This is a genomic window from Haloferax mucosum ATCC BAA-1512 (assembly GCF_000337815.1).
GTDB lineage: Archaea > Halobacteriota > Halobacteria > Halobacteriales > Haloferacaceae > Haloferax > Haloferax mucosum.
Genome location: NZ_AOLN01000018.1, coordinates 582,642 through 605,282 on the forward strand (window position 1 = coordinate 582,642; position 22,641 = coordinate 605,282).

The window sequence follows — 22,641 nt, forward strand, 5'->3', positions numbered from 1 at the left end:
CGGGAGGGGGATACGTTTTCCTCGCCCGAGCGCCAAGCGTGTCATATGCCAACGTGTCAAAATTGTGGGTCAGAGTACGAGGCGAGCGAGCTGACGCGCCACGTTGTCGAGGAGTGGCTCATCGTCCACTGCCCCGACTGTCACGCGCCGATGGGGCGATATCGCTCCAGCCAACCCGCCGTCGATACGATGCAAGAGTCGGAATGAACGGCGTGCAGTCGGGCGGTCTTCGTGCCACGCGAGTGTATTTATATGTATATAAGGTGTCTGGATTGTTTTGTCACACTTCAGGCTAACTCTTAACACATAGTAACCGACTGTCATGGGTATGAGCACCACTACTGCAGAGCCAGATACTGAAAACTTGCTCTCGGAAGCCGAGTTCCGTGAGCGCCTCCGCGAACTCCCCCCGAGTGCGAAGCTCGTCGCAAAAGTTCTCGAAAGCGATGCACCGCTTTCGCAGGGGCAACTCGCCGAGGAGTCGCTGTTGCCGGACCGCACCGTCCGCTACGCGCTCAACCGTCTCGAAGAGTCCGACCTCGTCGGCTCGCGGTACTCCTTCAAGGACGCGCGCAAGCAGGTGTACTTCCTCAACACCTAACCGCGCGGAAGCGCCGAGATGAACGCGCCGACGACCAATCGCCCGCGGGGGCGTACCCCGCAGACCAAGCCACCACTTCTGCCGAACCCGATAAACCAGTAGCGAGCGTAGCCGTCGGTATGCACGTCACGCGCGTCTCGGTTCCCGTCTCGACCCGCGCGCCGACCGGCGCGACGAACGCGTATCTCGTCTCAGTTGCTGCTCGACGAGACGGCGGTCTCCTCATCGACCCCGCCGCTCGAACCGCCGAACTCGACGCACTGGTCGAATCCGGCGTTGCACACATCGCCGTCACGCACACGCACCGCGACCACGTCGGCGCAGTCGCCGACTACGCCCGCGAGACGGGTGCGACCGTCTGGTGTCGTCGCGGCCGCGAACGTGTCTTCGCCGACGCGACCGGCGTCTCGCCTGACAGGACCTTCGTCGAGGGGACGACCATCCCAGTCGGGTCGGGCGTCGAAGTCCTCGATACGCCGGGGCACGCCCGCGACCACGCGAGTTTCGTCGTCGGCGACGACTGCATCTGCGGGGACCTCGCAGTCGCTGAGGGAAGCGTAGTCGTCGGCGCACCCGACGGAGACATGCGGGCGTATCTCGTCGCGCTCAGGCGGCTTCACGCTCGAAATCCGAATCGCCTGCTTCCCGGTCACGGTCCCGAGATAACGGACTCGCGGGCGACGCTCGCCAGGCTCGTCGCACACCGAAACGACCGCGAGGCGAGCGTCCTCGACGCCATACGCGCGGGCAACGAGACGCCTGACGCCGTGGCCGACGCCGCGTACGACAAGGATATCACGGGCGTCTACGACCTCGCCCGCGCCACAGTCGTCGCACATATCGAGAAACTCGCCGCCGAGCGGCGGGTCTGTTGGGACCCCGAAACCGAACGCGTCGTCGCGGTGTAGAACCGCGTCGCTCTTGCCGCTCGCGCCCGCACCACGAGTATGAACATCGAAGCCGAACTCGACCGCGCCCGCGACCTCGACGTGTCGGAACTGGCCGACGCCATCGAGTCCATCGGCTTCGAATGCACGCGGTGTGGGGCCTGTTGTAAGGGCTACGAGACAGACGACGGACCCGAACCGCACACCGCGACGGTCTTTCCCGACGAGGTGCGAAACCTGCAGGAAGCGACCGAGTACGAGTGGCGGGACGTCGCCAGACCGATGCCCTACGGTCTCGCCGAAGGCGACGACGGTCTCGAAGGCGAGACGTTCGAGTGGGCGCTTCAGGCAGGTTCCTGCGGCGACTGTCGGTTCTACGAGGAAGACGACGGCGGACAGGGTGCCTGTCAGGTCCACGAGGACCGACCACTCATCTGTGAGACGTACCCGTTCAGCGTCGAACTCGGCGGGACGACACAGCCGATGGGCGAGGCCGTCGATTCGGAGGGAATCGTCCGCGCACACGAGTGCGAGGGCCTCGGCCGAGATATCTCGCGGGAGGACGCAACAGAACTCGCACGGGCACTCAAGGAACGAGCGGTTCGTGAGTTAGAAGAAGCGCGCGCTGTCACCGACGCCTACGAGCCGGTCGAAGCGGATTCGGGAACTGTAGTCGTCCACGATTCAGAGGGTGCGAAACGCCCCGACGGGACGCCGATTTCGGAGTAAAATGTCACTGACGGCGGTACATCTTTAACACTCCGGCCTGACCACATATTGGAGGTCTTACGGTGGAAATTTCAGATAAACTCCTGTGTCTGTTCAATGCTGACGTTCGCACTGAGGACGACCGATACGTCGTCGAAATCCCTCGCCGCGAAGTCGAGACCGGTGCCATTGACGCCGGTGAAACGTATCGCGTCGCGCTCATCTCCCGCGAGACGGACGAGACGGTAGCGTCTGAATCGAACGGCGGAGCGACTCCATCCGCCGAACCACAACCCCCGGTCGAAGCCGGAGAGCTTCGCTACGTCGAAATCGAGGACATCGGCAAGCAAGGAGACGGTATCGCCCGCGTCGAGCGTGGCTACGTCATTATCGTCCCCGGAACCGACGTCGGTGAGCGCGTCAAAGTCGAAATCACCGAAGTCAAGTCCAACTTCGCCGTCGGCGAAGTCGTCGAAGACGACTTCTAACGCGACGCTTCTTTCGAAATCGACGCGTCTCTTTCGTCGATTTCTCCGTTTCGACCGTTCTTCTGCGCACTCTCTCATCAAATAATTTACAAAATTGGATTACTGGGAACAATCTTTTTAACCCCTGTCGAATATTCACATGATGACAACCGCACGGTCGGTTATCTGGCGCTACTACGCCTACCGGGTGACGGGTGCAACCGGATTCTACCTTCCTGTCAGCATCCTGTATCTTCGTCACGAGGGCTTCGGGTTGGCGTTCATCGGCGCGGCGCAGGCGGCGTTTCTCTTCGGGATGGTTATCGCGGAGATTCCGTCGGGGTATCTCGGTGATAGAATCGGTCGGCGGGCGAGTCTCGCGGTCGGCAACGGTCTCCGGGCGTCGGCCATGGTCGGTCTCGTTCTCGCTACGTCGCCGGTCGCCTACCTCGTCGTGAAAGTCGTCTGGGCGTTCGGCTGGGCGTTCAGGTCGGGAACGCAAAACGCGTGGCTCTACGAACTACTCAAGCAGTATTTCGACGAGTCGGAGTACGCCCGCATCGAGGGGCGCGGCAAGACAGGGTTGTTGATAACGTCCGCGGCGACCGCAATCGCGGGCGGGTATCTCTACAGCATCGACGCCGCGCTTCCCTTCGTGGTCAACGCCGCACTCGCCGCGTTCGGGATTCCGATGCTGTACACGCTTCCAGCGGTCGGCGACGGTGCAACTGACTCGGACGACTCCGTTTTCACCGTCCGCGAGGCGGTTCACATGCTTCGCGTCCAAGCGAAACGACCGGCGGTTCGATGGCTCGTCGCCTACGCCGCACTGTTCAACGGTCTCTTCGGGATGACCCGAACGTTCGAACAACCCGCACTCGACAGCCTCGGGGTCTCGGTCGTCGGGTTGGGCGTGCTGTACGCCGGGTTCAAACTGGTCTCGGCCGGTGCCGCCTCGACCGTCGGCGTACTCGAAGCGCGACTCGGTATCCGCGGGACGTTCGCGCTACTCGCCCCCGTCTTCGGTATCGTCTACGCGAGCATCGCGCTCAGCCCGGTGTTTCTCGTTCCGATGCTCGTGTGTTACCGGAGCACCCGCGTCGTCATCGCGCCGCTCCGCAACCAGTATCTCAACGACCGACTCGGCGACGTCGGGCGGGCGACCGTCCTCTCGGGCGCATCGATGGTACTCTCGACGGCGAGTGGGACCGCAAATCTCGTCGGCGGGGCAATCGCGGATTCGCTCGGGCCGGTCGCGTTCCTCCCGTGGGCAGGACTGGCCGTCGCCGGTGCCGCGGCGGTTCTCTGGATTGCAACGTCACCAGTTCGGGAACGAGACGGGTCAGTGACGGCCACCACGACACGAACCACCAGCACGGACTGACGACCTGTTCGACGCGGAACAGACCGTTCGTGCAAGTGAACGACGCACCACAGTTACGAGTGAACGAGAGAGCACGATTGCAAGTAAAGAATGGATTGAGAAGCGTTCAGAAGCTCACTGAACGTACTTCGAGATGTCGGCATCGACGCCGACGTTGCCGACTTCGCCCGCGTCCGCATAGGGGCGATTGACGACGATATCGCCCGCGGTGGACCGGCCGATACCGGGGATAGCCGTCAGTTCGTCCATCGACGCGTCGTTGAAATCGAGCGGGTACGGAACGCCGGTGACGGAGCGATAACCGTGGTCAACGACGGCGATATCGATGTTTTTCCCGAGTTCACGCTCGCCCGGAATCCCGACCAAAAGCGGGTAGGTTCCGAGTTGGCGACCGAAGGTCCGGCCGTCTTGGTGGTACTCCAAGTGGACGTTGGGGAGGACGGTTCCCGGCGGTGCGACCCGGCGGAGCATCGGGCGGTCGATCTCCTCGCGGACCTCCTGTTTGTACTGTTTGAACAGTTGCTTGTGGTCGCGGGCGATGTCCGCGCCGGTGTCCGACATGTCCGTTCCGTCGAAGGCCATGACCTGCCGGATGTTGATACGGCGGACCATCAGGCCCTCGTCGTAGACGCGCTGGAGAAACCGTTTGTTGTGCTCGAACGTCTCCTCGCGTTCACCCTTCAGGCCGTGGAGGAGGTTGATTCCGGGCAGTAGCTTTGGTAGGCGGTTCGCGGCGTCGGGACCGTGGGTCGGCGCGTCTGTCGGGTCGTCACCGGGTCGCCAGCCGGCCACCTCGTTGACGATTTTGACCGCCTCGAAACACTCGTCTGCGGAGACGTTGAGGTTGTTTTCCTCCTGTACGAGGGGGTCGGCCGATTCGAGACCGAACGCCGCGGTGTCACCCGCCGTGTTGTGTTCGGCGATGATGCGAAGCGCCTCGCGGGACTTCTCGGGCCACCCGACGATGGTAATCGGGTTCACGTTGTCGAGGTGGAGCGTGCCGAGGTCGGGCGCGACCTCGCGGATACCGCCGTAGAGTCGGCGGAGCGCGTCTGGATTCGGGGCTTCGCCGTCGCCGCCGAACGCGAGGATGTCCGCTTGCCGTCCGAGCCTGAAGTGCCGCGCACCACGGTTGTAGAGGTTCTCGACCTCTTTTACGACTGAGTCGGCGGTGCGGAACGCGGGATTCCCGTACAGTGGTTCGGTACAGAACGAACACCGGTACGCACAGCCCCGAGAGGTCTCCATCTCGCAGATGAGGTACTCCGGATGGTTGGGGTGCTGTTCGACGACGAACGCACCCTTTGCGGCCCAGCGGTCGAGTTCCTCGTTGTCGCGCATCCGGTTGCCGAAGCCTTCGAGACCGGACTCGACGAGGTCGAAGGCGGCCGCCTCGATGTCGCCTTTGGCGACGAAGTCGTAGTCGAGGTCCTTGCGCTCCATGTCCTGCCCGCCGGCGTTTTCGTCGCCGACGCCGAAGCGAATCGGCCCGCCCATGAGCGCCGTTCCCTCGGCGACCCACGCGAGTTCGCGGACCTCGTCGGGTTCGGCGGGTGTGCCACCCACGTACTTTCCGGGGACGGTCATGCCGCCGATGTAAATCATGAGGTCCGCGTCGGCCACATCACGCCACTTCTGTCGGTCCTCGCGGAGTTCGTCGATGGTGTGGTAGACGACGTTGGACTCGGGGACGCCCGCGTCAACCACCGCACCCGCGGTGAATCTGGGATACGTCGAGATGTACGGCGGCACGCCGAAGTGCGCCGGTTCGTCGACGTATCCATCGACGATAGTCACGGTGAGGTCGGCGGGGTCTGTCATCGGAGGCGGTTCGCGTTCGACGCTGAAAACCCAACCGGTCGAAGTCGCTCGCTGGTCGCTCCGAAGCAGACAGCACCGACGGCGACGCGTGCGAGCGAATCACCGGCTACCGACTCCCGCGCGTTTATGAGCGTGGGAGCGCAACGAATTGACATGCCCGCGACCCTCGAAGTCAAGTGCACCAACGAGGACTGCGAGCTCGATATGTTCGAGCTGCACTACACCTACGACATGCCCGACGACGTGACGGTGGCGGACTTCTCCTGTCCGTACTGTGAACACGCGCGGTTCCTAGAGGAGATTCAACTATGAGCGACCTCCGAAGATTCGGCGAGTCAGCCGCCAACGCCGTCCTCGAACGGGTCGGCCGCGGCGTCAGCCAGATACAAGAACGAAAGCCGCTCGCGTACGACCTCCTCGAATCCGAGGACGCCTATCTCGTCGTCTTCGACGCACCCGGTGCCCGCGCCGAAGACGTACAGGTCCGATTCCTCGACGGTGAGGTCGAGATCCGAATCGACCGCTTCCGCGACTTCCACGAAGGCTTCGAGATGCGCTTCCCCGGCCGTGGACTCACGCTCTCCGGACGCGCCACGCTCCCGTCAGACGCGGCGGTCGAAGCCGCGGATGGAACCGCGACGGTCAACAAAAACGGGACGCTCGAAGTTCGAATCCCTAAAGACGGACGCGCGAGCGACATCGCCGTCACAGAACAGAAAGACGACGAACACGAAGGCGGTCCCGCCCCGTCCGACCCGGCGTCCGAAGACGACTTCGGCGACGTGGACGACCAAGACGCCTGAGCAGTCGCGCGGTTAGCTATTTTCGTCCTCGTCGAGCGTCAGCCCATCGACCACGGAAAACGATTCGTCGCCGTCGAATCGGCACGGGTCGAACGCCGTCGGAATCGACCCGTCTCCCTCGCCGAGGACGTCCTGTGCGAGCAGGTCACCGATAGCCGGTGCCCACATGAATCCGTGGCCGTGCCAGCCGGTAGCGACGTAAACGCCGTCCGCAACGTCGCCGACGAGCGGGTTTCTGTCGGGTGTCGCGCCGCAGAGTCCGGCCCACGCCCGCCGAAGTTCAGGAGCGGTTTCGGTTCGGTGGTGGACGGTTTCGAGCGAGTCGCCGACGAACCAGTCGTCTGCGGTCGCGTCCCAACTGCTCGCGTCGGCTTCGACCACTTCGACGCCGTCGCCCGCGAGGACGCCCGTGGGGTGCGGTCGGAGATACGATTCGTCGGTCGCGTCGTAGACGATTGGACCGCGGTAGTCGCAGTCGCCGACGAGCGCCTGTACGCGGTACGGCTTGAGCGCGATTGGAACCCCGTCGTCGGCGAGGAGACGCCGCGAGGAGACGCCGGCGGCGACGACCACCGCGTCGAATTCGGTCGTCTCACCGCCGGTTGTGACGACGGTCGGCGGGTCGTGCCGGACCGCAACTTCGGTTCCGGTGCGGAACTCGACGCCCGCGGACGCACACTGTTCGACGAACAGGCCCACGTAGGCTGACGGGTCGGCCCACCCAGCGTTCTCGGCAACGCCCGCGAGCGCAACGTCGTCGGTTCGGATGGGAAACTCGGTCAGTTCGTCGTCGGAGACAAGAGAAACAGCCCGGTCGTGGATTCGCATCCGTTCGACCGACTCCGTGAGCGCGGTCGCCGCCGCGTCGTCGCCTTCGCGTGCGAGAAACACGTAGGGCGTCTCGTGAAACACGAAGTCGCCGTCGCCCGAAAGCGACCTGAATCGCGTCATCGCCCGGTCTGCGACCGCCACGTCGATGTCTTCAGCGTAGGCGTCGTAGCAGATGCCCGCGGCGCGGCCCGTCATCCCCGACCCGGGTTCGTCGCGCTCGAATAGGGTGACGTGCGTCCCGCGCGAGGCGAGGTCGAAGGCGGTCGTCACGCCGACCGCGCCCGCGCCGACGACGGCGACCCGCTCCGGTGTGTCCATGCTCGCACTGCGTCGGCGACGAACTTGAATGGCAGTTGCTCTCCAATCGGGTGAAAGACGGACCGAGTCAGCGCACATCGCAGTTGCTCAGCGTATTAGAGAGACGGAGTAGGTCGGCCGGCAGTAACCCGCGTGGAAACCACGTGGGTCGAAAGGAGCCACCCAACCGTGCCGTCACTTGTCTTCCCCACCGCCGTCATAAAACACCTCCGGTACTCGGACTGGTCGGCCGCAGTGCTCGGGGCGCGATACGGAAGCAGGAACTGAGCGTGAAAAATCGACTGGGAGCGAAGCGCTCGCAGTTACTCGGTGAACTCGGCGACACCGCGGGCGGGGTAGCCGGCGACGAGATTGACACCGACCTCACGGAGGTCGTCCACGCGGTTGCGAACGTCGGCGACCGACCCGATGAGTGCGTAGTCGCGGGCGGCTTTCAGAAGCACGTCGCGTGCGCGGCCCTCGGCGGACGAATCGGTTGGCGAATCGTCGGGAAGCGCCCGAGAGACGGGTCGTCGCCGAGAAACGTACGCGCCGACGGCGTCGAGAATCTCGTCTTCGTCGTCGGTCAGAACGGTCGGCGCGTACAGCGCGAGTTCGCCGTCGAATCCGGCGGCCCTAAGCGCGCGAACGTCCCGCCGGGTCGTCCGGGAGAGTAGTTCGTACTGCGTGCCGCCCGCCGCGAGCGCGATTCGCTCGATTCCTTCGGTGCCGACCCACGAGTCGGGCGCGCGCTCTCGTGCGGCCCGGAGTCGAGGCGCGACCGCCCGACGCGTTTCGTCGTCGGTGAGGTAGGCGGGGTGACCGGCGACGAGCACTTGCCGAACACCGGCCGGGAGCCAGTCGTACAGTGAGTCGTCGCCGAGCGGGTCGAACCCGTCGGCTCTGACCGGCGTCGTTAGCCTGACCTCTTTTTCGGCCGCGAGCGCGTCGAGAACGTCGCTGTCGGGCATCTCCTCGCGGCCTTCGTAGTCGATGGCCACGATGTCTAAGGGAACGTCCAGCGCCCGATGCACGTCGCACTCGGCGGGTTTGAGTGCTACGGCGTCCAATCCGGCGTTCGAGACCGCACGCTCGGCGGTCAGCATGCTATCACCACAAAAATTTCAGTACCGTCGCGGAACGCGATCCATCGTCTGTGCGACCATGTGACAGCGGATAGCGCGGACGAGACCAAAACCCTGTCGGTGACGGCGATGCTGACACACCGTGCGACCCTTTATATGCTACTCCGAGGGTTACATCTCTTCGACATAAATCGGCGTGGCACGACCAGTCGTGCTCGATTTCGACGGGATAGAGCCGCAGAACACCGGACTGTCTGTGTACGAAATTACGGAATCAAATTAGTTATCGAAAGCCGACCGTAACGCGCTCTGTGGGTTGTTTTCGGTCGTTCCCAATTCTCTGGATTCGAAAACGACGACCCCGATATATGGAGTCAGCGGGCGTTGGTTCAGTTGTAAGGTGAGATTACGATGACCGCAACCGGACAAATTAAGATGCTGGGGAACCGCATGAATTTCGACTACTCGCAGGGCATGACGGGCTACGTGCTCGTGCTCACTCGGCTCATCACGGGTTACTGGTTCCTCCACGCGGGATGGACCAAACTCGTCGGACCCGAAGCGTTCGACGCGAGTGGCTGGCTCGTCAACGCGACCGGTGGCTCGCCGATTCACGGCTTCCTCCTGTGGGCGGGCCAGACGCCGTGGATGGTGGAGTTTGCGAACTTCATGATTCCAGCCGGTGAGTTCCTCATCGGTCTCGGTCTCATCGTCGGCGCACTCACCCGGCTCGCCGCCTTCTTCGGCGGCGTCCTGATGGTGTTCTTCTACCTCGGGAACGCCGACTGGAGCCACGGCATCGTCAACGGCGACCTGTTTGGACTCCTGATGTTCGCCATCGTCGGTACCTTGGCCGCGGGTCGCATCTACGGTCTCGATGCCATCATCGAAAAGATGGAGTTCGTCCGCCAGCGCCCCGCGCTGAAGTACCTCCTCGGCTAATCCGGCCGGGAGCGGTCAGGGGGGATGTCGTCGGGCACGACGCGATTCTTTTTCTCGACCCGTCTGAGGAAGACACTGTTTCTGACGGCGCTTAGATGGCTTAACACGACGCTATCTGAGGGCAGAATACGGCACTACCTGACTACGTGACTACCGAACTACACTGGTTAGTGGGACCTACCGAACTACACCGGATAGTCGGCGTCGGGGTCAACCACGCGGTCAACCTCCGCCGGAGCGACCCAGTCGGTGGTGAGTTCGAGGAGTTGAACCAGCATGCGCCCGGTCGCGCCCCACACGGTGTAGCCATCGACGTGGAAGAAGTGAAGGCGAATATCGCCGTACTGCGGGTGGTCGCGGCGCTCCGACTCGTAGTTCGAGCGGTCGGTCAGGTCATCGACCGGCAGGACCGCAATCTCGGCGACCTCTCGGTGGTCGGGTTCGTACACTCGGTCGGGGACCGTTGCGACGAACGGCGTGACGGCGTACTCCGTCACGGTGAGTATATCGTCGAGACGCCCGTGGAACCCGGCCTCGTCGGGTCGAAGGCCGATTTCTTCGTTGGACTCTCGCAAGGCAGTCGCTCGCAGGTTCGCGTCACTCGGTTCGCGTCCGCCGCCGGGAAAACTCATCTGCCCGGGGTGCTCGCCGAGGTGGTCGGCCCGCTTCGTGAAGAGAATGTGCGGTCGCTCGTCGCGGTAGACGACAGGGGCGATGACGGCCGCCCGGCGTCCCGCATCGACGGTCACCGGTTCGTATCGGGAGACGCCCGCGAGGTCCATCTTCACGGTTCCTAAAGAGATGATTCGACTTAGGCCTGCCCCTCTTCGTCCAACGCCGCGTCGAGCCGCTGTCGAACCGACTCGACGTCGGTGTCGGCCCACGCTTCGAGGTCGTAGGTGACATCGAGCAGTCGAGCGATTTCGTCTACGTCGCCCGACTGTACCGCTCTCGCGGCCGCCGCTCGGAGGCGCGATTCGACCTGCGAGGCGAGTTCGTCCCGTGGAACGTCGCGCGTCGGGTAGTCGAGAATATGCGGCAGGTCTTCCGCTTTCGGCGGGAGCGTCGGGAACGCAACCGGGCCGACCGTCAAGAGTTCGGCCGGCACGTCGGACTCTGCGGCCGCCGCAGGTCCGTCGGCCGCATCCGCTTCCGCCTCGGCCACCTCGTAGGAAACAAGATAGTACGCGTCTATCGCATCCGAAATCGCGCCCGAGAGCGCACCCGTATCCGTCTCGCGGCCCTGTTTGAACGCCAGTTCGTCCAGCGCGGTTTCGAGTTCCTCGCGGGTGAGCGCTCCGAAGAGGTCAACCACGCCCGCGAGGTCGTCGTAGGTCGCTTCGGTCATCTCGTGGTCCCCTCCCGTACCGCTTCGAGGTCGGCACGGGCGGCCGCCAGTACGTCCGTGGGCGACAGCGGCGCGTCTTCCCACGCCGGGAGTCGCGTGTCTTCGTCGGGCTTCAAGATGGCCTTCGCGTACGTCTCGACCTGTTCGCGCTCGTCGTCGCGGTCGTAGTCGAAGTCGTTGAACGCCGCATCGGCGGCGTACTGTTCGACGAGACGAGCGCCCGCATCGCGGTAGCGGTCGGCGAGCGTCTCGAACTCGACGTTTCCGCCGTTCTCGACGACGGTCCTGAGGAGCGTCCGCCCGACTGATTCGCTCATATCCGAGAGTCCGGTCGGACCGCTTACGGACCGGTGGTCGTGTTCGTACTCGCCGAGGTCAACCTGCGCGCTCCGTTCGAATCCGGCGTGTTCGAACGCGTTGCCGAGCGTCCCCACTTCGAGCCCCCACGTTCGCGGCGCTCGAATCTTCAGCGCGAGGTCGGCGGTCATTGCGAACTCGCCGGCGAGGGCGTACCGGAACGAGTCGAGGTAGCTGACGATGGGGGCGCCGGTCTCGTCTCCGAGCGCGCGAACGAGCGGAGTGTAGAAGAGACGAAACAGTCGGCCGTAGAGTTTTCTGTCCTCGACGCGGGCGTAGTACCCCTTCGAGAAGTCGTGACCGCGGGCGAGCGGAAAGAGCAGTCTCGGAACGTACCGTTCGTCGTACGTCTTGGTGTCGGCGTCGTGGACGACGACGTAGTCCTCGCGGGCGGCACAGCCGAGTGCGAGCCACACGTCGCGGCCCTTCCCGCGCTCGCCGTTGATACCGTGTTCGTCGAGCAGTTCGGCAACCCGCGGACCGTTGCACCACAGCACGTCGAGCGGCAGGTCGAACTCGTCTAACCAGTCCGCGAAGGGACCGACCCGGTCGGCGGGCGCTCTGAGTGGGACGACGACCCGTGCTGGCGAAATCGACTCAAGCGTCGAGAGAACGCGGTCGGCGGCGAGACCGGCGTACTCTCGCTCGGTCATCGGGACGACCACGGCGGCGCGGTCGGTCGGTGCGTTCGGGACCGCGCCCGAGAGGTCGTGGAGCGTCGTGACCCGCTCTTGTACGTACTCCATCGTGTCGGTGGTAGGACCGGGTGAGCAAAAGTGCGGCGAGAGTCGAGGGACCTGCCGGAGTCCCGTCGGCGGGAAAGAGAGACGCCCGCGGCGGCGGTCAGTTCGGAATCCGCCCGGCCCGCTGGAGGAACACGAGCCCGGTAACGACGACCGCGAGACCGAGCGCGAAGCCGACGAACACGTCGTCGAACGAGTAGCCGACGTCGGTTAGGAAGCCGACCGCGCCCGACCCGCTCGCCTGAAAGACCATCATCCCGAACGAGTAGACCGAGTAGGCGCTCCCGCGACTCTCGTCTGGAAGCGTGTCGAGCAGGTAGGCGTCAAGCGCCGGAAAGAGGCTGTGGATGACGTAGCCGACGACGGCCGTGACAGTGACGAGCGGAAGGAGACCCGTCGTCTGCGTGAGGGCGACCACGGAGACGACGAAGGCGACGAGGACGCCGAGGATGTACGGCACTCGCGGGAGTCTATCGGCGAGACGGCCAGAGAGGAAGAAGGCTGGGACACCGGCACCGAAGACGACGGTGAGCATGTTTCGAGCCGTCGCCGCCGGGAGTCCCTTCGTCTCCATATAGAGTTCGTAGAAGTTGAACAGCCCTTGCCAGACGAACCCGGTAAACCCGAGGATGACGACGCCGGTAAGGATGACGCGCCACTCCTTGCGGACCGCGCCGAGGAGGTCGCGGTCGGCGGCACCGGCGTCCGGGAGGTCAGCAGTGCGAGCCGTGATGTAGAGCGCGAGCGTCGCAACTGCGGCCGCGACGCCGACACAAACGAAGACGAGTTGCCACGACGCCGAAACGAACCCGACACGGGCCGTCACGTCGGGACCGACCGCGAGGACGACCGTGACGAAGGGGGCGACGCCGACCGCCGCGAGTTGGCTCGCGGTACCGTGGATGCCCATGGCGCGGCCGACGCGCTCGGGGTAGAGTTCGCTCACGAGCGGGTTCGCGGCGACGAAGTACGCGCCCGAAGCGAGACCCATCGAGGCGGCACCGACCATCAGCATCTCGATTGTCGTCGCGCTGGCGGTCACCGCGGAGGCGACGACGAGCACCAGACCGGTTCCGAGAACGACTCGATGGCGCGGCACGCGAGTGAGAAGCCACCCCGTCGGGACGCGGAGACTGGCGCTTCCGAGCCACACGAGCGTCGCAACGATGCCGACGGTGGCTCGGTTCACGTCGAAAAACAGAATGAACTCTCCGAGAAGGGGCGCGAACACGACCCGCGCCAGATTGACGAGTAACACCATCCCGCAGAGGGACCCAAAGAGGCGACCGCGTGACACGCACAGAAGCGCGTACCGTGGGGTGACAACCCTTTCGAACCGGGAGGCGGTTGCCGCATCGGCGGCGGGTTTTTATGTTCGTTACACAAACGGTGGTTTATGAAGACAACGCGGAAGGGACTTCGTGACGGGGAGTTGGAGAAAGATACGTACGAACGCCTGACGTGTTCGGAATGCGGGAAATCACTGAAAAAGAAAAACGACCCAGACGAGGTGTTCTCCGTCCGAACCTGTCCGAAGTGCGGACGCGAGTGGAAAGAGCTTCGATAGTCGAATCGACGGCGCTCACTCGAAAACGGAGTCGAATACCCGCGCCCCAAGCGGGTCGAACGTCCCGGCAGCGATGTTCTCCGCGACGTGTTCTGGCGACGACGCACCGACGAGCGCCGCGGTTACGCCGGGAGCGCTCCGCGAGAAGTTGAGTGCGCGCTGTGCCGGCGTGTCGCCGGTGAGCGCCGAATCGACCGCTTCCGGAATCCCCTCCGCGAGGTCGCCCTGTGCGATGCTCGCGCTCGTAAACACGTGTAGGTCGTGTTCGTGGGCGAACCAGAGCGCGCTCGTCGCGTCGCCCCCCTCGGTTTCGTGCGCATCGACGGTGAACGCGTCCGCCATCACGACGTTGAACGGGAGTTGGACGGCTTCGAGTCCGGATTCGTCGTTGCCGACGGTGTCGGCCGCGCGCGCCGCCCGGCGGACGACTTCGGGAAGCGAGAGATACGCGTCGTGGTCGGGAGCGACGCGAAACGCCTCCCACGTGGCGACGCCGTATCGTCCGATATCGTCGGCCGCGACCCGTCGTTCGAGCACTTCGAATGCGGCTTCGATACGGTCGTAGACCGTCTCGCGGTCGGCGACGGCCAACTGGGTTTCGGGGTTGTGGAGGTAGTAACAGTCGATGTGGTCCAACCCGGTCAAATCGAGCGAGCGGTCCACCATCTCGTCGATGAAGTTCGGGGCGATAGTGTGACTGCCGTGGGCGAGTTCGTCCGGTTCGGCGAGTCCCGCGTCGAGAACGGTCTCTCGAATGTACTGTCCGGGGTTGTCCGGGCGGGTTCGGTCGAAGGGAACGAATCCGGCTTTCGAGGCGACGGCGACAGCGTCACGGTCGGTGTCGGCCTCGCGGACCGCCTCGCCGACGACGCGCTCGGACCGGCCGTGGCGGTAGTTCGAGGCGGTGTCGATGAGGTTGATTCCGTTTTCGAGCGCGAGTACGAGCGACTCGCGGTAGCGGTCGTCAACGTCGTCTGTCGGCTCGCCGAGATACGTTCCGATGCCGATACTCGAAACGACGCCGGGTCCGAAGCGTCGAAAGAACGTGCGGCCGAAACTGTCGCCGAACCGGTCGCGGTAGGCCCACGTGCCCCGTCCTGTAGCCATGGGCGGCCCTACGACTGCCGGCTGTTAAGGCTCACCGGTCGATGCCGAAGAAAAACGGTGTCGGCAAACGAGACAGTCCACCAAAGCGCCGCAGGTATCGTTGAACAGTACCGCAGGTATTGCCGGATAGCCCTCAAATATCCCCGGACAGCGCTTCGAACACGCGTTCGGTGAGTTCGTCGCGGGCGACGGTGTCCCCGTTGCCGCCGTCGGTGACGGCGTCGGGGCGGATGATTTGGCCGCCGCCCATGCGGGCGTGGCCGCCGGCGCTCGACCCGCGGTAGTTCTCCAAGGCGGCTTCGAGCGTCCGACCCATGTGGACCCGGTCGTCGCGGGAGCGACCCGAGAGATAGACGTTGCCCTCGCGTTCGCCGCAGACGACCGCCGCGGTGACACCTTCGAGTTGGATGAGTTCGTCGGCGGCCTGTGGAATCGCATCGACGTTCGAGAGCGTGCCGATGTCGGCGACGGCGAACGGGCCGCGAACGTCGCGGCCGGCAATCGCGCGAGCCTTCGCTTCGAGCACTTCACGGGAGACTTCCGGGTTGGCGATGCGGTCGAGATGGTCTTCGTTGACGCCGGGGAACAGGTAGCCTGCGGCGTCGAAGTCGGCCGACGAACATCCGGCGGTCAGGTGTTTGGTGTCGGTGAGAATGCCGTAGACGAGTCCCGTTGCGACCTGCGACGGAACGGTGTACGTCGAGTTGACTTCGCTCGCGTGCATGTCCGGTGGCACCGGCTTCGCGCCCACGTCGCGGAAGTACTCGGCAATAATGCTCGAACACGCGCCGTAGTCGGTTCGAACGTCGGTGAACGCTTCGCCAGTGCCGTCGCCGGGGTGGTGGTCTACGACCGCGTAGGGGAGGACGCCCTCCGCGCCAGCGAACCCCCGCGGCGTGTTGTGGTCTACGAGGACGACCGCCTCGGCGGCGAGGTCGCTCACGTGGTCGATTGGGTCTAAGTCGAGGTCGAGAACAGTTCGGAACGCGCGGTTTTCTTGATGTCGTATTTGGCCTGCAAATTGAATCGTCGGTGTTGTGCCCACCTGTTCGGCGAGACAGGCGACCCCGATTGCCGCGGCCATCGCATCGGGGTCCGGGTTCGGATGCATGAGGACTGCGACTTCCTCGACATCTTCGAGTGCCTCGGCGAATCGCTCGCCAAGCGTCCGTTTGAACCGGACGGCGGCGTAGAGCGCGAGCACGACGACGACGAGACCGACGACGACGGCCGCCGCAATCTGCGGGTGCGAGCTGACGAACGAGCTGATCGACTCGACCGTCGCACCCGAATCGAACTGTCCCACCGCGTCAGACATACACCAAAGGACCGGTCCCTATCGTATGAATATTCCCCCTAATCGACCGTTTTCAGTTGACAGCATGCGGGTCGTGAGGCCCGAGTAGAACGCCCCCGCGCCAGTGCTGGCTTCCAATTCCAGCACCAATACCGACTCTGAGGCTCGTTCTACTCCGGGTTCCAATTAGGCGTTAGCGGCCCGATACGCGTCGATGGCGGCGCGGTAACCGTCGCGGTACGTCGGGTAGTAAAGCGCGTAGCCGAGGGTCCGAAGGTACTCGTTCGAACACCGCTTGCTCGTCAGGATTCGACGCCGGGCCGCCTCCGAGAGGTCGTCCGCGGCCAGCCGATCTTCTTTCGTGTGCTTTTCGGGGCGCGGAACGCCGCACTCGTCGGCGAGCCAATCAGCGAACTCGTGTTTCGAGACCGGTTCGTCATCGACGACGAGAACCGTGCCGTTGCGGGCACGGTCGGTTTCGAGGAGATATCTGACGGCTCCCGCGGCGTCGTCGCGGTGGACCATGTTGAGGTAGCCCTCGGTGACCGGACCCTCAAGATAGCGGCCGAGCCGATAGCGGTCGGGACCGTAGAGACCAGCGAATCGAGCGACGGTTCCCTCGATGCCGTGGGAACTCGCGTATTCCCGGGCGATTCGCTCGGCTTCGGCGAGAACGCGCGTCTTGTCGGTCGTCGGATCGAGCGGTGTCGATTCATCGACGAAGGCTCCGTCGTGGTCGCCGTAGACGCCCGTACTCGACGTGTAGACGAGTCGTTCCGGCGGCGAGTCTCGTGCGGCGAAGTGGTCGAGAGCGGTTTGGAGTCCATCGACGTAGATTTTCCGGGCGGCGTCGGCGCCGCGGCCGCCAGAACTCGCCGCGAAGACGAGATGGTCAACGTCCGGGACCGAAGCGAGGCTGTCCGGGTCGGTTACGTCGGCGCTGACCGCTTCGGCGCCCGTCTCTGAAACGGCGACGAGACCGCTGTCGGACCGTCGGACGCCCCAAACCTCGTGGTCGTCGGCGACGAGTTGCCGGGCGAGTTCGAGACCGACGTAGCCGCACCCGAGGATGGCGACTCTCATTGCTCGTTTCGGACAGCGATGACGTGATGAATCGCGGCCAATTCGTCGAGCGTTGCCGCGCTTCGGCCCTCGATTGCTTGTTGAATCTCCTGTCCGGAGAGGTCGAGGTCAACCTCCGCGGCGAGCGTGTCCACGTCGAGGATGCCGCTCGTCATTCCCATCAGCAAGTGGTCGCGGAACTCCCACGCGATAGCGTCGGCATCCGGATTCCCGTCTTCGAGGGCGAGAACCGAGGCGGCCTGTTCGAGCGTCAGTTCCAACACGCCGTTCGAAAGAACTTCTTCGGAGACGCCAGCGGCCGCGGCCGCGGCGTCCGACCCCGCGGTATCGACCGCGCTGTAGATTTCGTCCTCGTAGGCGGCCCGAAGCTCGTCGGGCGACACGGTACCGGGTCGCGCTACGGCGTCGTACAACATACACCCGGGGTTGGGCGTCGAGGCGGCAAAACGATTGTCACTCGGCGCGAAACCCGCCGTCCACCGCGAGTCGCGCCGACCCGATACCCCCGACGCGACGTGGCGCTCACGGCTCGCGGCAGTCGGCAGGCACGGTACAGCCGGAACCGCCCTTCCACCCTTCCGAACGCTCGTCGGCATCGCCGTCGATATCGCCGACGCCGACGCCGGACGGCGGGACAGCCACGACGATGGCCGTCTCAACGTCGAACGAGATTCGGTCGCCGCGGCCGACCGTCTCGGCGAGGCCGTCGCCGTTCCAATCGAGCGCGACAGAAGAGCCATCGCGGGCGTAGGTCAGTGATTCGGTGTCGCCGCGAGCGTGCACCCTGAATTGACCAAATTCGCCCGCGACGGCGACGTCCCAAACGTTGACTGTCGCGTACCAGTACCCGGGAACCGGTGCGACCGGCATCCCAGCCGGTACGCGCTTGAACGAGCTGTTGAACCGGGATTTCAGCGTCTCGTTCACGCGGTTGGTGACGGCGTTTTCGGTGGCCGCCATCGCCGCATCGGTCGCCATTCCCGCGACGGCTTTCTGTCGGGCAGTCCGGGTCGTTTCGACGGTTCGGTTCGTGAGTCGTTGTGCCACTGTCGAGCCACCGTTTTTGCGAGCGGCCTTGAACGCCGCTTCGAGTCGGAGTTCGAGGATGTCCGCCTCGGCCGTGCCCGTGCCTGCGACTTCGGTTGCGAGGCGTCGCGCGGCGGTACCGTTTGTGATGGCGAGCGCGTCGTTCGCGGGATTGTCCCACCTGCCGAAGACGGTCTGAAGCGCGTCCTCACGCTCCGACAGCGAGGCGTTCGTTTCGTCGGCGAGAACGTTTCGGGCCGCCCGCTTCGACGGCGCGGTCGCCCGAGTGACGGCGGTTTCGAGTCTGTCTCGACGGTTCGTGAGCGATTCGTTCGTCTCGTTCGTGCCCGCGAGCACGTCGTCTGCGGCGAGAAGCGTCTGGGCCGCGGTTCGAAGCGAGACTCGATGCCGCGCGCCGAAAATCGGCGACAGAATCGTGTCGGTTGCGTCGCCGTAGGGGAGCGTAAACAGGTTGGTGTTGCGGGCGACGAGCGGGTGGTACGTTCCGTCTCGCGCGACGGTCGGCACAGCCGACCCGGAGAGACCGCCGAGCGAGAGGTACATCGGGTCCGCGTCGGGAACGAACCGGACGCCGGTTTGGTCGTCAGTTCGGTTCGGACGCGCCGTGCCGAGCGCCGACCGAGCGATTTGTTCCGCCGAGACCGCGTCCGAGAGCGACCCGACGTTTGCGTCCTGTGCCGCGTCACTGGCCGCCCCCGTCGCGGTTGCGGTTCGATTCGCTCGGCGGTCGAGTTCGGCCAGCACGCGGTCGAGATACGCGGCACGGACGGCACTGCGCGCTCGGTCCGAAACGCCGTCGTAAGCGGCCGGAGCATCGACGAGCGCGCGACGGTCGGCTCGGAGGTCGGCGGCGAGTTCGGACGCGAGATTCACCTTCCCCGCGGCGACGTCGCGCGCGGGAACCGTTTTACTGCGGTTGCGAACGCGCTGGTGGAGTTCGACGAGGTCGGTGCGAACCCACGAGCCGAAGCCCGGCGCTCGCGGCGCGGTAGTCGTCTCCGCCGACGGGGTGTCCCCCGCGGCGACATCGCGTGCGAGACCGTCGAACCCGCCGTGGGTCGAAATCACGTCTTCCGCGTCCGACGCGGCCGCGGCGAAGTTCTCGCCATCGAGCGCGCCACCGGCCGACGTCGCGGGGGCGATGGGACGCGACGGGCCGGGAACCGTGTAGGGGTCCACGACGACCGCGAGGTCAACGCGCGTCTTCGTCTTCGTGCGTCCTTGTGTCTCAATCGTCTCGTTTCCGCGTCGCCACGTCTGAACGGTCGTTTCACTGCGCGTCACGACCCGCGAACCGGTATCGACGACGATAGTGTCGGAATCGAGTGCGGGCGTGCGCGTCGGCGCCGACGTGACGGACGCGTCGGAGTCTGTCGTCTCGTCTACTAACTTCCAGTCGTCGCCGGGCGGTGTTGGCGACGTGTCGATATCCTCGATGACGCGGACGTCGGATTCGACCGAAATCGTCGCGCTGTGTGCATCCGAGACGACGCCGTCGAACGAGGGACCGTCGCCGCGGCCGTCGAGCATCGAGACGAGAGAACTGTCCGCCGCCGCGCCGACAGAGCCGTTGAGAGTGCGGTTCGATGGAACCGTCTTCGGGGGCTTGTTCGTTCCCTCGTTGGGGGCGGGAAGCGCGTTCGCAAGTTCGGGCGCGGCCGGAACACCAGTTTGCGAGAGCACGCTCTTGGCCCCCATCTGGACGGCGGAACGGCCGATCGCTCCGCGGGCATCGGCGTCTGTCGCGCCGAACGTCTGTTGTTCGGCGATGAGGACGCCAGCGTTCGTCGCCAGTTCGGCGTGGTCGTTCGAGACGACGTTTTCGATGGGTGCGCCGGCGTACTGGCTCCACCCGCGCGTCCACGCGGCGGCCCAGAGCGCGGTCGTCACCGTCGCGTCGAGCGTCCCGCCGTTCGTCGCGCTCGCGTCCAGTCGGTGCTGGAACGCTTCGGTTCGGTCGTGGAGCGCGAGCACCGGCGTCCGAACACCGACGGTGGTCGTCACCGATTCGTTTGCGACCCGGTTGCCGCCGCGTTCGACGTCGATAGAGACGTTTTCGACGGTTGCGACGAGGACGGTTCCGTTCTCGCGGGAGCGTATCGAAACCCGTTCGAGCGCCGCGCGGAGACTCGTTTCGTTCGTCGGCCGCGGAAGCGAAGCAGAAGCGTTGACGTCGCCGCGCTGGACCGAGACGGCGCGAAGTCGTTCGGTCGCGGCGAGTGCGATTCGGAGGCGAAGATAGTCGCGGAACGTCTGGTTCTCGGAGAGTACCCGGCCGACGGTCGTGTTTGCCGGGGTCGTGACCGGGTTTGCGGCGGCGTTGCGTGCCGCGTCGCCGACGGCCGTGCGGACCGCGGCGTCCGCTTGGACAGACGCACGGTCAACGGCTTCGCCGACCCGGCGGTCCGCGACGGGGTCGTGCGTCGAGAGCGCGCCGGAGAACGTCGCGCTGCCGACGAGCAGGAGCACGCCGAGCAGGGCGAAGGGGACTCGACCCCGGTCGTCGTCCGCGAGTCTCACAGTGACCACGTCCTGACGACGACGGTGATGCGACCGACCGAGACGGCTTCGGCGGCGTCCCGAGGCGAGTCGTAGTTCGACCGCATCTGAGCGGCGAGTTTCGGGGTCAACGCGGCCGCGAGGTCGGCGTTCGCGGCGCGGGTTTCTTCGCGGGCGACTTCGGGTTCGACGGAGGCGTTCAGGAGAGCGCCGGCGCGCTCGTAGCGATGGGTCATCAACGTCGAAACGGGTTCGTCGCCGCGAAGCGCGAGGCGCGTCCGGTCGGGCGGGAACAGCCCGGCGACGGTGCGACATGCGACGACGCGGGCGACCGCATCGAAGCCGTCGTCGCTGGCGGCGACCGCGTCCTCGCGCGCCGCCGGGAACCCACTCGGCACGTCGAGCGTCGCGGAGTGAACCGTCGCGGTGGTCGGGGCGTCGGAGCCGAGGCTGTCCGTGGCCCGAACCGACGCTCCGGGGAACGGTCTCCACAGAACCGCAACGGCGACGCCACGGGCCGGAAGTTCCGATTCGACGCGACTCCCGACGGCAGTTCGGAAGTCGTCGCGGGCGTGGGTGAGTCGAACGCCATCGACCGTAACCGCGCCGAGCGCCGAGCGAGCAAGCAACCCGGAGAGACTGCCGTGAGCGGTTCGGTCGAGTTCGCGGGCGTCGATAGCGTCCGGCGATTCGAGAAGCGACGGAGCCACGTTTTCGACGCCGGGTTCGAGGTCGTAGTGAACCGTCGCCGTGCTCGTCGCAAGTGACGACGCGATGCCGTCGGCATCGACCGCGTTGCCGCCAGTCACGCCGGATACGCCGGAATCAGCCGTGGCGACGATGCCGACACTCGCGCTCACGAGGAGCAGACAGAGCGTCACGTCGAGAGCGACGTCGGTCATCGCCAGACCTCCACGCGGAGCGTGCCGAACCCGACGCGACCGGGTTCGATTCGGACGCTGACGCGGGTCGAGTCGCTATCGGCGTCCGTCGGCGCGTCGGGACCGACGACCCGCCGTTCGTCATCGACCGCGACGACGACGCGACAGGAGTAGCCATCGGGACACGCCGCGGGTGCGGCCGAGAGCCGCGACAGGTTGACCGTGCCGGTATCGTCTGCGAGCGCCGATTCGACGTTGTCGAGCGTCGCGGGCGCGAGGTCGCGGTCCGTGGTCGGAAGCGACCGGTCGAGGACCGTCGCGTAACACGAGAGGGCCGCACAAACGACGAACAGCGCAGTGAGCGCGGCGACTGGCGAGGTCTGTGCCCTACACGACGACGACGGTGACATCCGTTTCCTCCCAGGTGACGTGGCGAACGACGAGCGATTCGGCGGCCGACCGCCACGTCGCCTTTCGGTGGCGCGCGGCGTCCGCGGCGGCGGCGAAGTCGGCGGGCGAGTCGAAGACTGCGGTCGGGTTCGCACCCATTGCGACCGACCCGAGCGGCGAGTCGGGCGTCGCGGGCGTAATCGGACCGAACGCGAACGTCGCGTGAGCGGTTCCGCCGTCGTTTCTGAGGCCGATACGCTTCGGGCCGAGACGCACGGAATCGGCGGTGAGCGGCTGTTCGGCCGTCGTGTCGTACTCTGCGACGGCGACACCATCGACGGTGTCGGCGACGCCGGACGCGTCGGGCGCGGGCGTAGTCGGAAGCCCGACAACCGTGCCGAGAAGCACGGTCGCGGCCACCGAGAGCGCGGTCCACGTGTACAGTGAATCGAGCGGTGCGTCGAGCATAGACCGGGATGGACCCGTTCGAGTATAT

Annotated in this window: 25 protein-coding genes; 10 read left to right on the plus strand and 15 right to left on the minus strand. The window is 65.3% G+C overall.

Annotated features, from left to right (window positions below; all coding sequences use genetic code 11):
- Nucleotides 1–45 precede the first annotated feature (45 nt).
- The 6 genes from C440_RS17860 to C440_RS15650 all read left to right on the plus strand — a co-directional run bounded on the left by C440_RS17860 (nt 46) and on the right by C440_RS15650 (nt 4,047).
- Nucleotides 46–207, plus strand: a complete 162-nt coding sequence (locus tag C440_RS17860; RefSeq protein WP_169317800.1) for a hypothetical protein — start codon at nt 46–48, stop codon at nt 205–207.
- A gap of 121 nt (nt 208–328) precedes the next feature.
- Nucleotides 329–601, plus strand: a complete 273-nt coding sequence (locus C440_RS15630; RefSeq protein ID WP_049915913.1) for a winged helix-turn-helix domain-containing protein — start codon at nt 329–331, stop codon at nt 599–601.
- 119 nt (nt 602–720) lie between these two features.
- Complete coding sequence (locus tag C440_RS15635) at nt 721–1,509, plus strand: MBL fold metallo-hydrolase (RefSeq protein WP_008321623.1); 789 nt, start codon at nt 721–723, stop codon at nt 1,507–1,509.
- A gap of 39 nt (nt 1,510–1,548) precedes the next feature.
- Entirely contained in the window at nt 1,549–2,217 is a 669-nt protein-coding gene (locus C440_RS15640) for a YkgJ family cysteine cluster protein (protein WP_008321624.1), read from the plus strand.
- 62 nt (nt 2,218–2,279) lie between these two features.
- Nucleotides 2,280–2,684, plus strand: a complete 405-nt coding sequence (locus tag C440_RS15645) for a TRAM domain-containing protein (protein WP_008321625.1) — start codon at nt 2,280–2,282, stop codon at nt 2,682–2,684.
- A gap of 142 nt (nt 2,685–2,826) precedes the next feature.
- The gene (locus tag C440_RS15650) at nt 2,827–4,047 is read left to right on the plus strand and encodes an MFS transporter (RefSeq protein WP_152417885.1); all 1,221 of its coding nucleotides are present in this window, start codon (nt 2,827–2,829) and stop codon (nt 4,045–4,047) included.
- A gap of 114 nt (nt 4,048–4,161) precedes the next feature.
- On the opposite strand, the gene C440_RS15655 is transcribed toward C440_RS15650, so the two are convergent.
- Complete coding sequence (locus C440_RS15655; protein ID WP_008321627.1) at nt 4,162–5,868, minus strand: radical SAM protein; 1,707 nt, start codon at nt 5,866–5,868, stop codon at nt 4,162–4,164.
- Between the two features lie 153 nt (nt 5,869–6,021).
- Here C440_RS15655 and C440_RS17865 point away from each other — a divergent pair, with 153 nt between their 5' ends.
- Entirely contained in the window at nt 6,022–6,180 is a 159-nt protein-coding gene (locus C440_RS17865; RefSeq protein WP_008321628.1) for a DUF7559 family protein, read from the plus strand.
- Nucleotides 6,177–6,671: an Hsp20/alpha crystallin family protein gene (locus C440_RS15660; protein ID WP_008321629.1), complete on the plus strand. Its 495-nt coding sequence runs from the start codon at nt 6,177–6,179 to the stop codon at nt 6,669–6,671. The genes C440_RS17865 and C440_RS15660 overlap by 4 nt, the downstream gene beginning before the upstream one ends.
- Before the next feature lie 12 nt (nt 6,672–6,683).
- Here the strand turns inward: C440_RS15660 and C440_RS15665 are convergent, their stop codons facing one another.
- Both C440_RS15665 and C440_RS15670 read right to left on the minus strand, forming a co-directional pair.
- Nucleotides 6,684–7,820: an NAD(P)/FAD-dependent oxidoreductase gene (locus C440_RS15665; protein WP_008321630.1), complete on the minus strand. Its 1,137-nt coding sequence runs from the start codon at nt 7,818–7,820 to the stop codon at nt 6,684–6,686.
- Between the two features lie 302 nt (nt 7,821–8,122).
- Nucleotides 8,123–8,905: a DUF7388 family protein gene (locus C440_RS15670; protein WP_008321631.1), complete on the minus strand. Its 783-nt coding sequence runs from the start codon at nt 8,903–8,905 to the stop codon at nt 8,123–8,125.
- A gap of 390 nt (nt 8,906–9,295) precedes the next feature.
- Here C440_RS15670 and C440_RS15675 point away from each other — a divergent pair, with 390 nt between their 5' ends.
- Nucleotides 9,296–9,826, plus strand: coding sequence for a DoxX family protein (locus tag C440_RS15675; protein WP_049915916.1), 531 nt, complete (start codon nt 9,296–9,298; stop codon nt 9,824–9,826).
- A 185-nt stretch (nt 9,827–10,011) separates the two neighbouring features.
- Here the strand turns inward: C440_RS15675 and C440_RS15680 are convergent, their stop codons facing one another.
- From C440_RS15680 to C440_RS15695, 4 genes are all read right to left on the minus strand, one after another.
- Nucleotides 10,012–10,608, minus strand: coding sequence for an NUDIX hydrolase (locus C440_RS15680; RefSeq protein ID WP_008321633.1), 597 nt, complete (start codon nt 10,606–10,608; stop codon nt 10,012–10,014).
- 29 nt (nt 10,609–10,637) lie between these two features.
- Nucleotides 10,638–11,174 (minus strand): DUF7109 family protein, encoded by a 537-nt coding sequence (locus tag C440_RS15685; RefSeq protein WP_008321634.1) that lies wholly within the window; start codon nt 11,172–11,174, stop codon nt 10,638–10,640.
- Nucleotides 11,171–12,277: a glycosyltransferase family protein gene (locus C440_RS15690; protein ID WP_008321635.1), complete on the minus strand. Its 1,107-nt coding sequence runs from the start codon at nt 12,275–12,277 to the stop codon at nt 11,171–11,173. The genes C440_RS15685 and C440_RS15690 overlap by 4 nt, the downstream gene beginning before the upstream one ends.
- A 97-nt stretch (nt 12,278–12,374) precedes the next feature.
- Nucleotides 12,375–13,535: an MFS transporter gene (locus tag C440_RS15695; protein ID WP_008321636.1), complete on the minus strand. Its 1,161-nt coding sequence runs from the start codon at nt 13,533–13,535 to the stop codon at nt 12,375–12,377.
- Nucleotides 13,536–13,670: 135 nt separating this feature from the next.
- Here C440_RS15695 and C440_RS17870 point away from each other — a divergent pair, with 135 nt between their 5' ends.
- Entirely contained in the window at nt 13,671–13,841 is a 171-nt protein-coding gene (locus C440_RS17870; protein ID WP_008321637.1) for an HVO_0758 family zinc finger protein, read from the plus strand.
- Between the two features lie 15 nt (nt 13,842–13,856).
- Here the strand turns inward: C440_RS17870 and C440_RS15700 are convergent, their stop codons facing one another.
- From C440_RS15700 to C440_RS15735, 8 genes are all read right to left on the minus strand, one after another.
- Nucleotides 13,857–14,948, minus strand: coding sequence for an aldo/keto reductase (locus C440_RS15700; protein WP_008321638.1), 1,092 nt, complete (start codon nt 14,946–14,948; stop codon nt 13,857–13,859).
- A 133-nt stretch (nt 14,949–15,081) separates the two neighbouring features.
- Nucleotides 15,082–16,266, minus strand: coding sequence for a DHH family phosphoesterase (locus C440_RS15705; protein ID WP_008321639.1), 1,185 nt, complete (start codon nt 16,264–16,266; stop codon nt 15,082–15,084).
- 165 nt (nt 16,267–16,431) lie between these two features.
- Nucleotides 16,432–17,328 carry an SDR family oxidoreductase gene (locus tag C440_RS15710; RefSeq protein WP_008321640.1) on the minus strand — a complete coding sequence of 299 codons (897 nt, stop codon included), beginning with the start codon at nt 17,326–17,328 and terminating at the stop codon, nt 16,432–16,434.
- Complete coding sequence (locus tag C440_RS15715) at nt 17,325–17,744, minus strand: DUF5791 family protein (RefSeq protein ID WP_008321641.1); 420 nt, start codon at nt 17,742–17,744, stop codon at nt 17,325–17,327. Before C440_RS15715 ends, C440_RS15710 begins: the two co-directional genes overlap by 4 nt.
- 106 nt (nt 17,745–17,850) lie before the next feature.
- Nucleotides 17,851–20,904, minus strand: coding sequence for a DUF7286 family protein (locus tag C440_RS15720; RefSeq protein WP_049915917.1), 3,054 nt, complete (start codon nt 20,902–20,904; stop codon nt 17,851–17,853).
- Complete coding sequence (locus C440_RS15725; RefSeq protein ID WP_008321643.1) at nt 20,892–21,776, minus strand: DUF7284 family protein; 885 nt, start codon at nt 21,774–21,776, stop codon at nt 20,892–20,894. The genes C440_RS15720 and C440_RS15725 overlap by 13 nt, the downstream gene beginning before the upstream one ends.
- Nucleotides 21,773–22,165, minus strand: coding sequence for a DUF7285 family protein (locus tag C440_RS15730; protein WP_008321644.1), 393 nt, complete (start codon nt 22,163–22,165; stop codon nt 21,773–21,775). The genes C440_RS15725 and C440_RS15730 overlap by 4 nt, the downstream gene beginning before the upstream one ends.
- Nucleotides 22,143–22,613, minus strand: a complete 471-nt coding sequence (locus C440_RS15735; protein WP_008321645.1) for a DUF7283 family protein — start codon at nt 22,611–22,613, stop codon at nt 22,143–22,145. The genes C440_RS15730 and C440_RS15735 overlap by 23 nt, the downstream gene beginning before the upstream one ends.
- Nucleotides 22,614–22,641 lie beyond the last annotated feature (28 nt).

Bases quoted from the DNA above. Each gene is read 5' to 3' on its own strand.
- C440_RS17860 (WP_169317800.1), top strand. From the start codon at position 46: ATGCCAACGTGTCAAAATTGTGGGTCAGAGTACGAGGCGAGCGAGCTG.
- C440_RS15630 (WP_049915913.1), top strand. From the start codon at position 329: ATGAGCACCACTACTGCAGAGCCAGATACTGAAAACTTGCTCTCGGAA.
- C440_RS15635 (WP_008321623.1), top strand. From the start codon at position 721: ATGCACGTCACGCGCGTCTCGGTTCCCGTCTCGACCCGCGCGCCGACC.
- C440_RS15640 (WP_008321624.1), top strand. From the start codon at position 1,549: ATGAACATCGAAGCCGAACTCGACCGCGCCCGCGACCTCGACGTGTCG.
- C440_RS15650 (WP_152417885.1), top strand. From the start codon at position 2,827: ATGACAACCGCACGGTCGGTTATCTGGCGCTACTACGCCTACCGGGTG.
- C440_RS15655 (WP_008321627.1), bottom strand. From the start codon at position 5,868: ATGACAGACCCCGCCGACCTCACCGTGACTATCGTCGATGGATACGTC.
- C440_RS17865 (WP_008321628.1), top strand. From the start codon at position 6,022: ATGCCCGCGACCCTCGAAGTCAAGTGCACCAACGAGGACTGCGAGCTC.
- C440_RS15660 (WP_008321629.1), top strand. From the start codon at position 6,177: ATGAGCGACCTCCGAAGATTCGGCGAGTCAGCCGCCAACGCCGTCCTC.
- C440_RS15665 (WP_008321630.1), bottom strand. From the start codon at position 7,820: ATGGACACACCGGAGCGGGTCGCCGTCGTCGGCGCGGGCGCGGTCGGC.
- C440_RS15670 (WP_008321631.1), bottom strand. From the start codon at position 8,905: ATGCTGACCGCCGAGCGTGCGGTCTCGAACGCCGGATTGGACGCCGTA.
- C440_RS15675 (WP_049915916.1), top strand. From the start codon at position 9,296: ATGACCGCAACCGGACAAATTAAGATGCTGGGGAACCGCATGAATTTC.
- C440_RS15680 (WP_008321633.1), bottom strand. From the start codon at position 10,608: ATGGACCTCGCGGGCGTCTCCCGATACGAACCGGTGACCGTCGATGCG.
- C440_RS15685 (WP_008321634.1), bottom strand. From the start codon at position 11,174: ATGACCGAAGCGACCTACGACGACCTCGCGGGCGTGGTTGACCTCTTC.
- C440_RS15690 (WP_008321635.1), bottom strand. From the start codon at position 12,277: ATGGAGTACGTACAAGAGCGGGTCACGACGCTCCACGACCTCTCGGGC.
- C440_RS15695 (WP_008321636.1), bottom strand. From the start codon at position 13,535: ATGGTGTTACTCGTCAATCTGGCGCGGGTCGTGTTCGCGCCCCTTCTC.
- C440_RS17870 (WP_008321637.1), top strand. From the start codon at position 13,671: ATGAAGACAACGCGGAAGGGACTTCGTGACGGGGAGTTGGAGAAAGAT.
- C440_RS15700 (WP_008321638.1), bottom strand. From the start codon at position 14,948: ATGGCTACAGGACGGGGCACGTGGGCCTACCGCGACCGGTTCGGCGAC.
- C440_RS15705 (WP_008321639.1), bottom strand. From the start codon at position 16,266: ATGTCTGACGCGGTGGGACAGTTCGATTCGGGTGCGACGGTCGAGTCG.
- C440_RS15710 (WP_008321640.1), bottom strand. From the start codon at position 17,328: ATGAGAGTCGCCATCCTCGGGTGCGGCTACGTCGGTCTCGAACTCGCC.
- C440_RS15715 (WP_008321641.1), bottom strand. From the start codon at position 17,744: ATGTTGTACGACGCCGTAGCGCGACCCGGTACCGTGTCGCCCGACGAG.
- C440_RS15725 (WP_008321643.1), bottom strand. From the start codon at position 21,776: ATGACCGACGTCGCTCTCGACGTGACGCTCTGTCTGCTCCTCGTGAGC.
- C440_RS15730 (WP_008321644.1), bottom strand. From the start codon at position 22,165: ATGTCACCGTCGTCGTCGTGTAGGGCACAGACCTCGCCAGTCGCCGCG.
- C440_RS15735 (WP_008321645.1), bottom strand. From the start codon at position 22,613: ATGCTCGACGCACCGCTCGATTCACTGTACACGTGGACCGCGCTCTCG.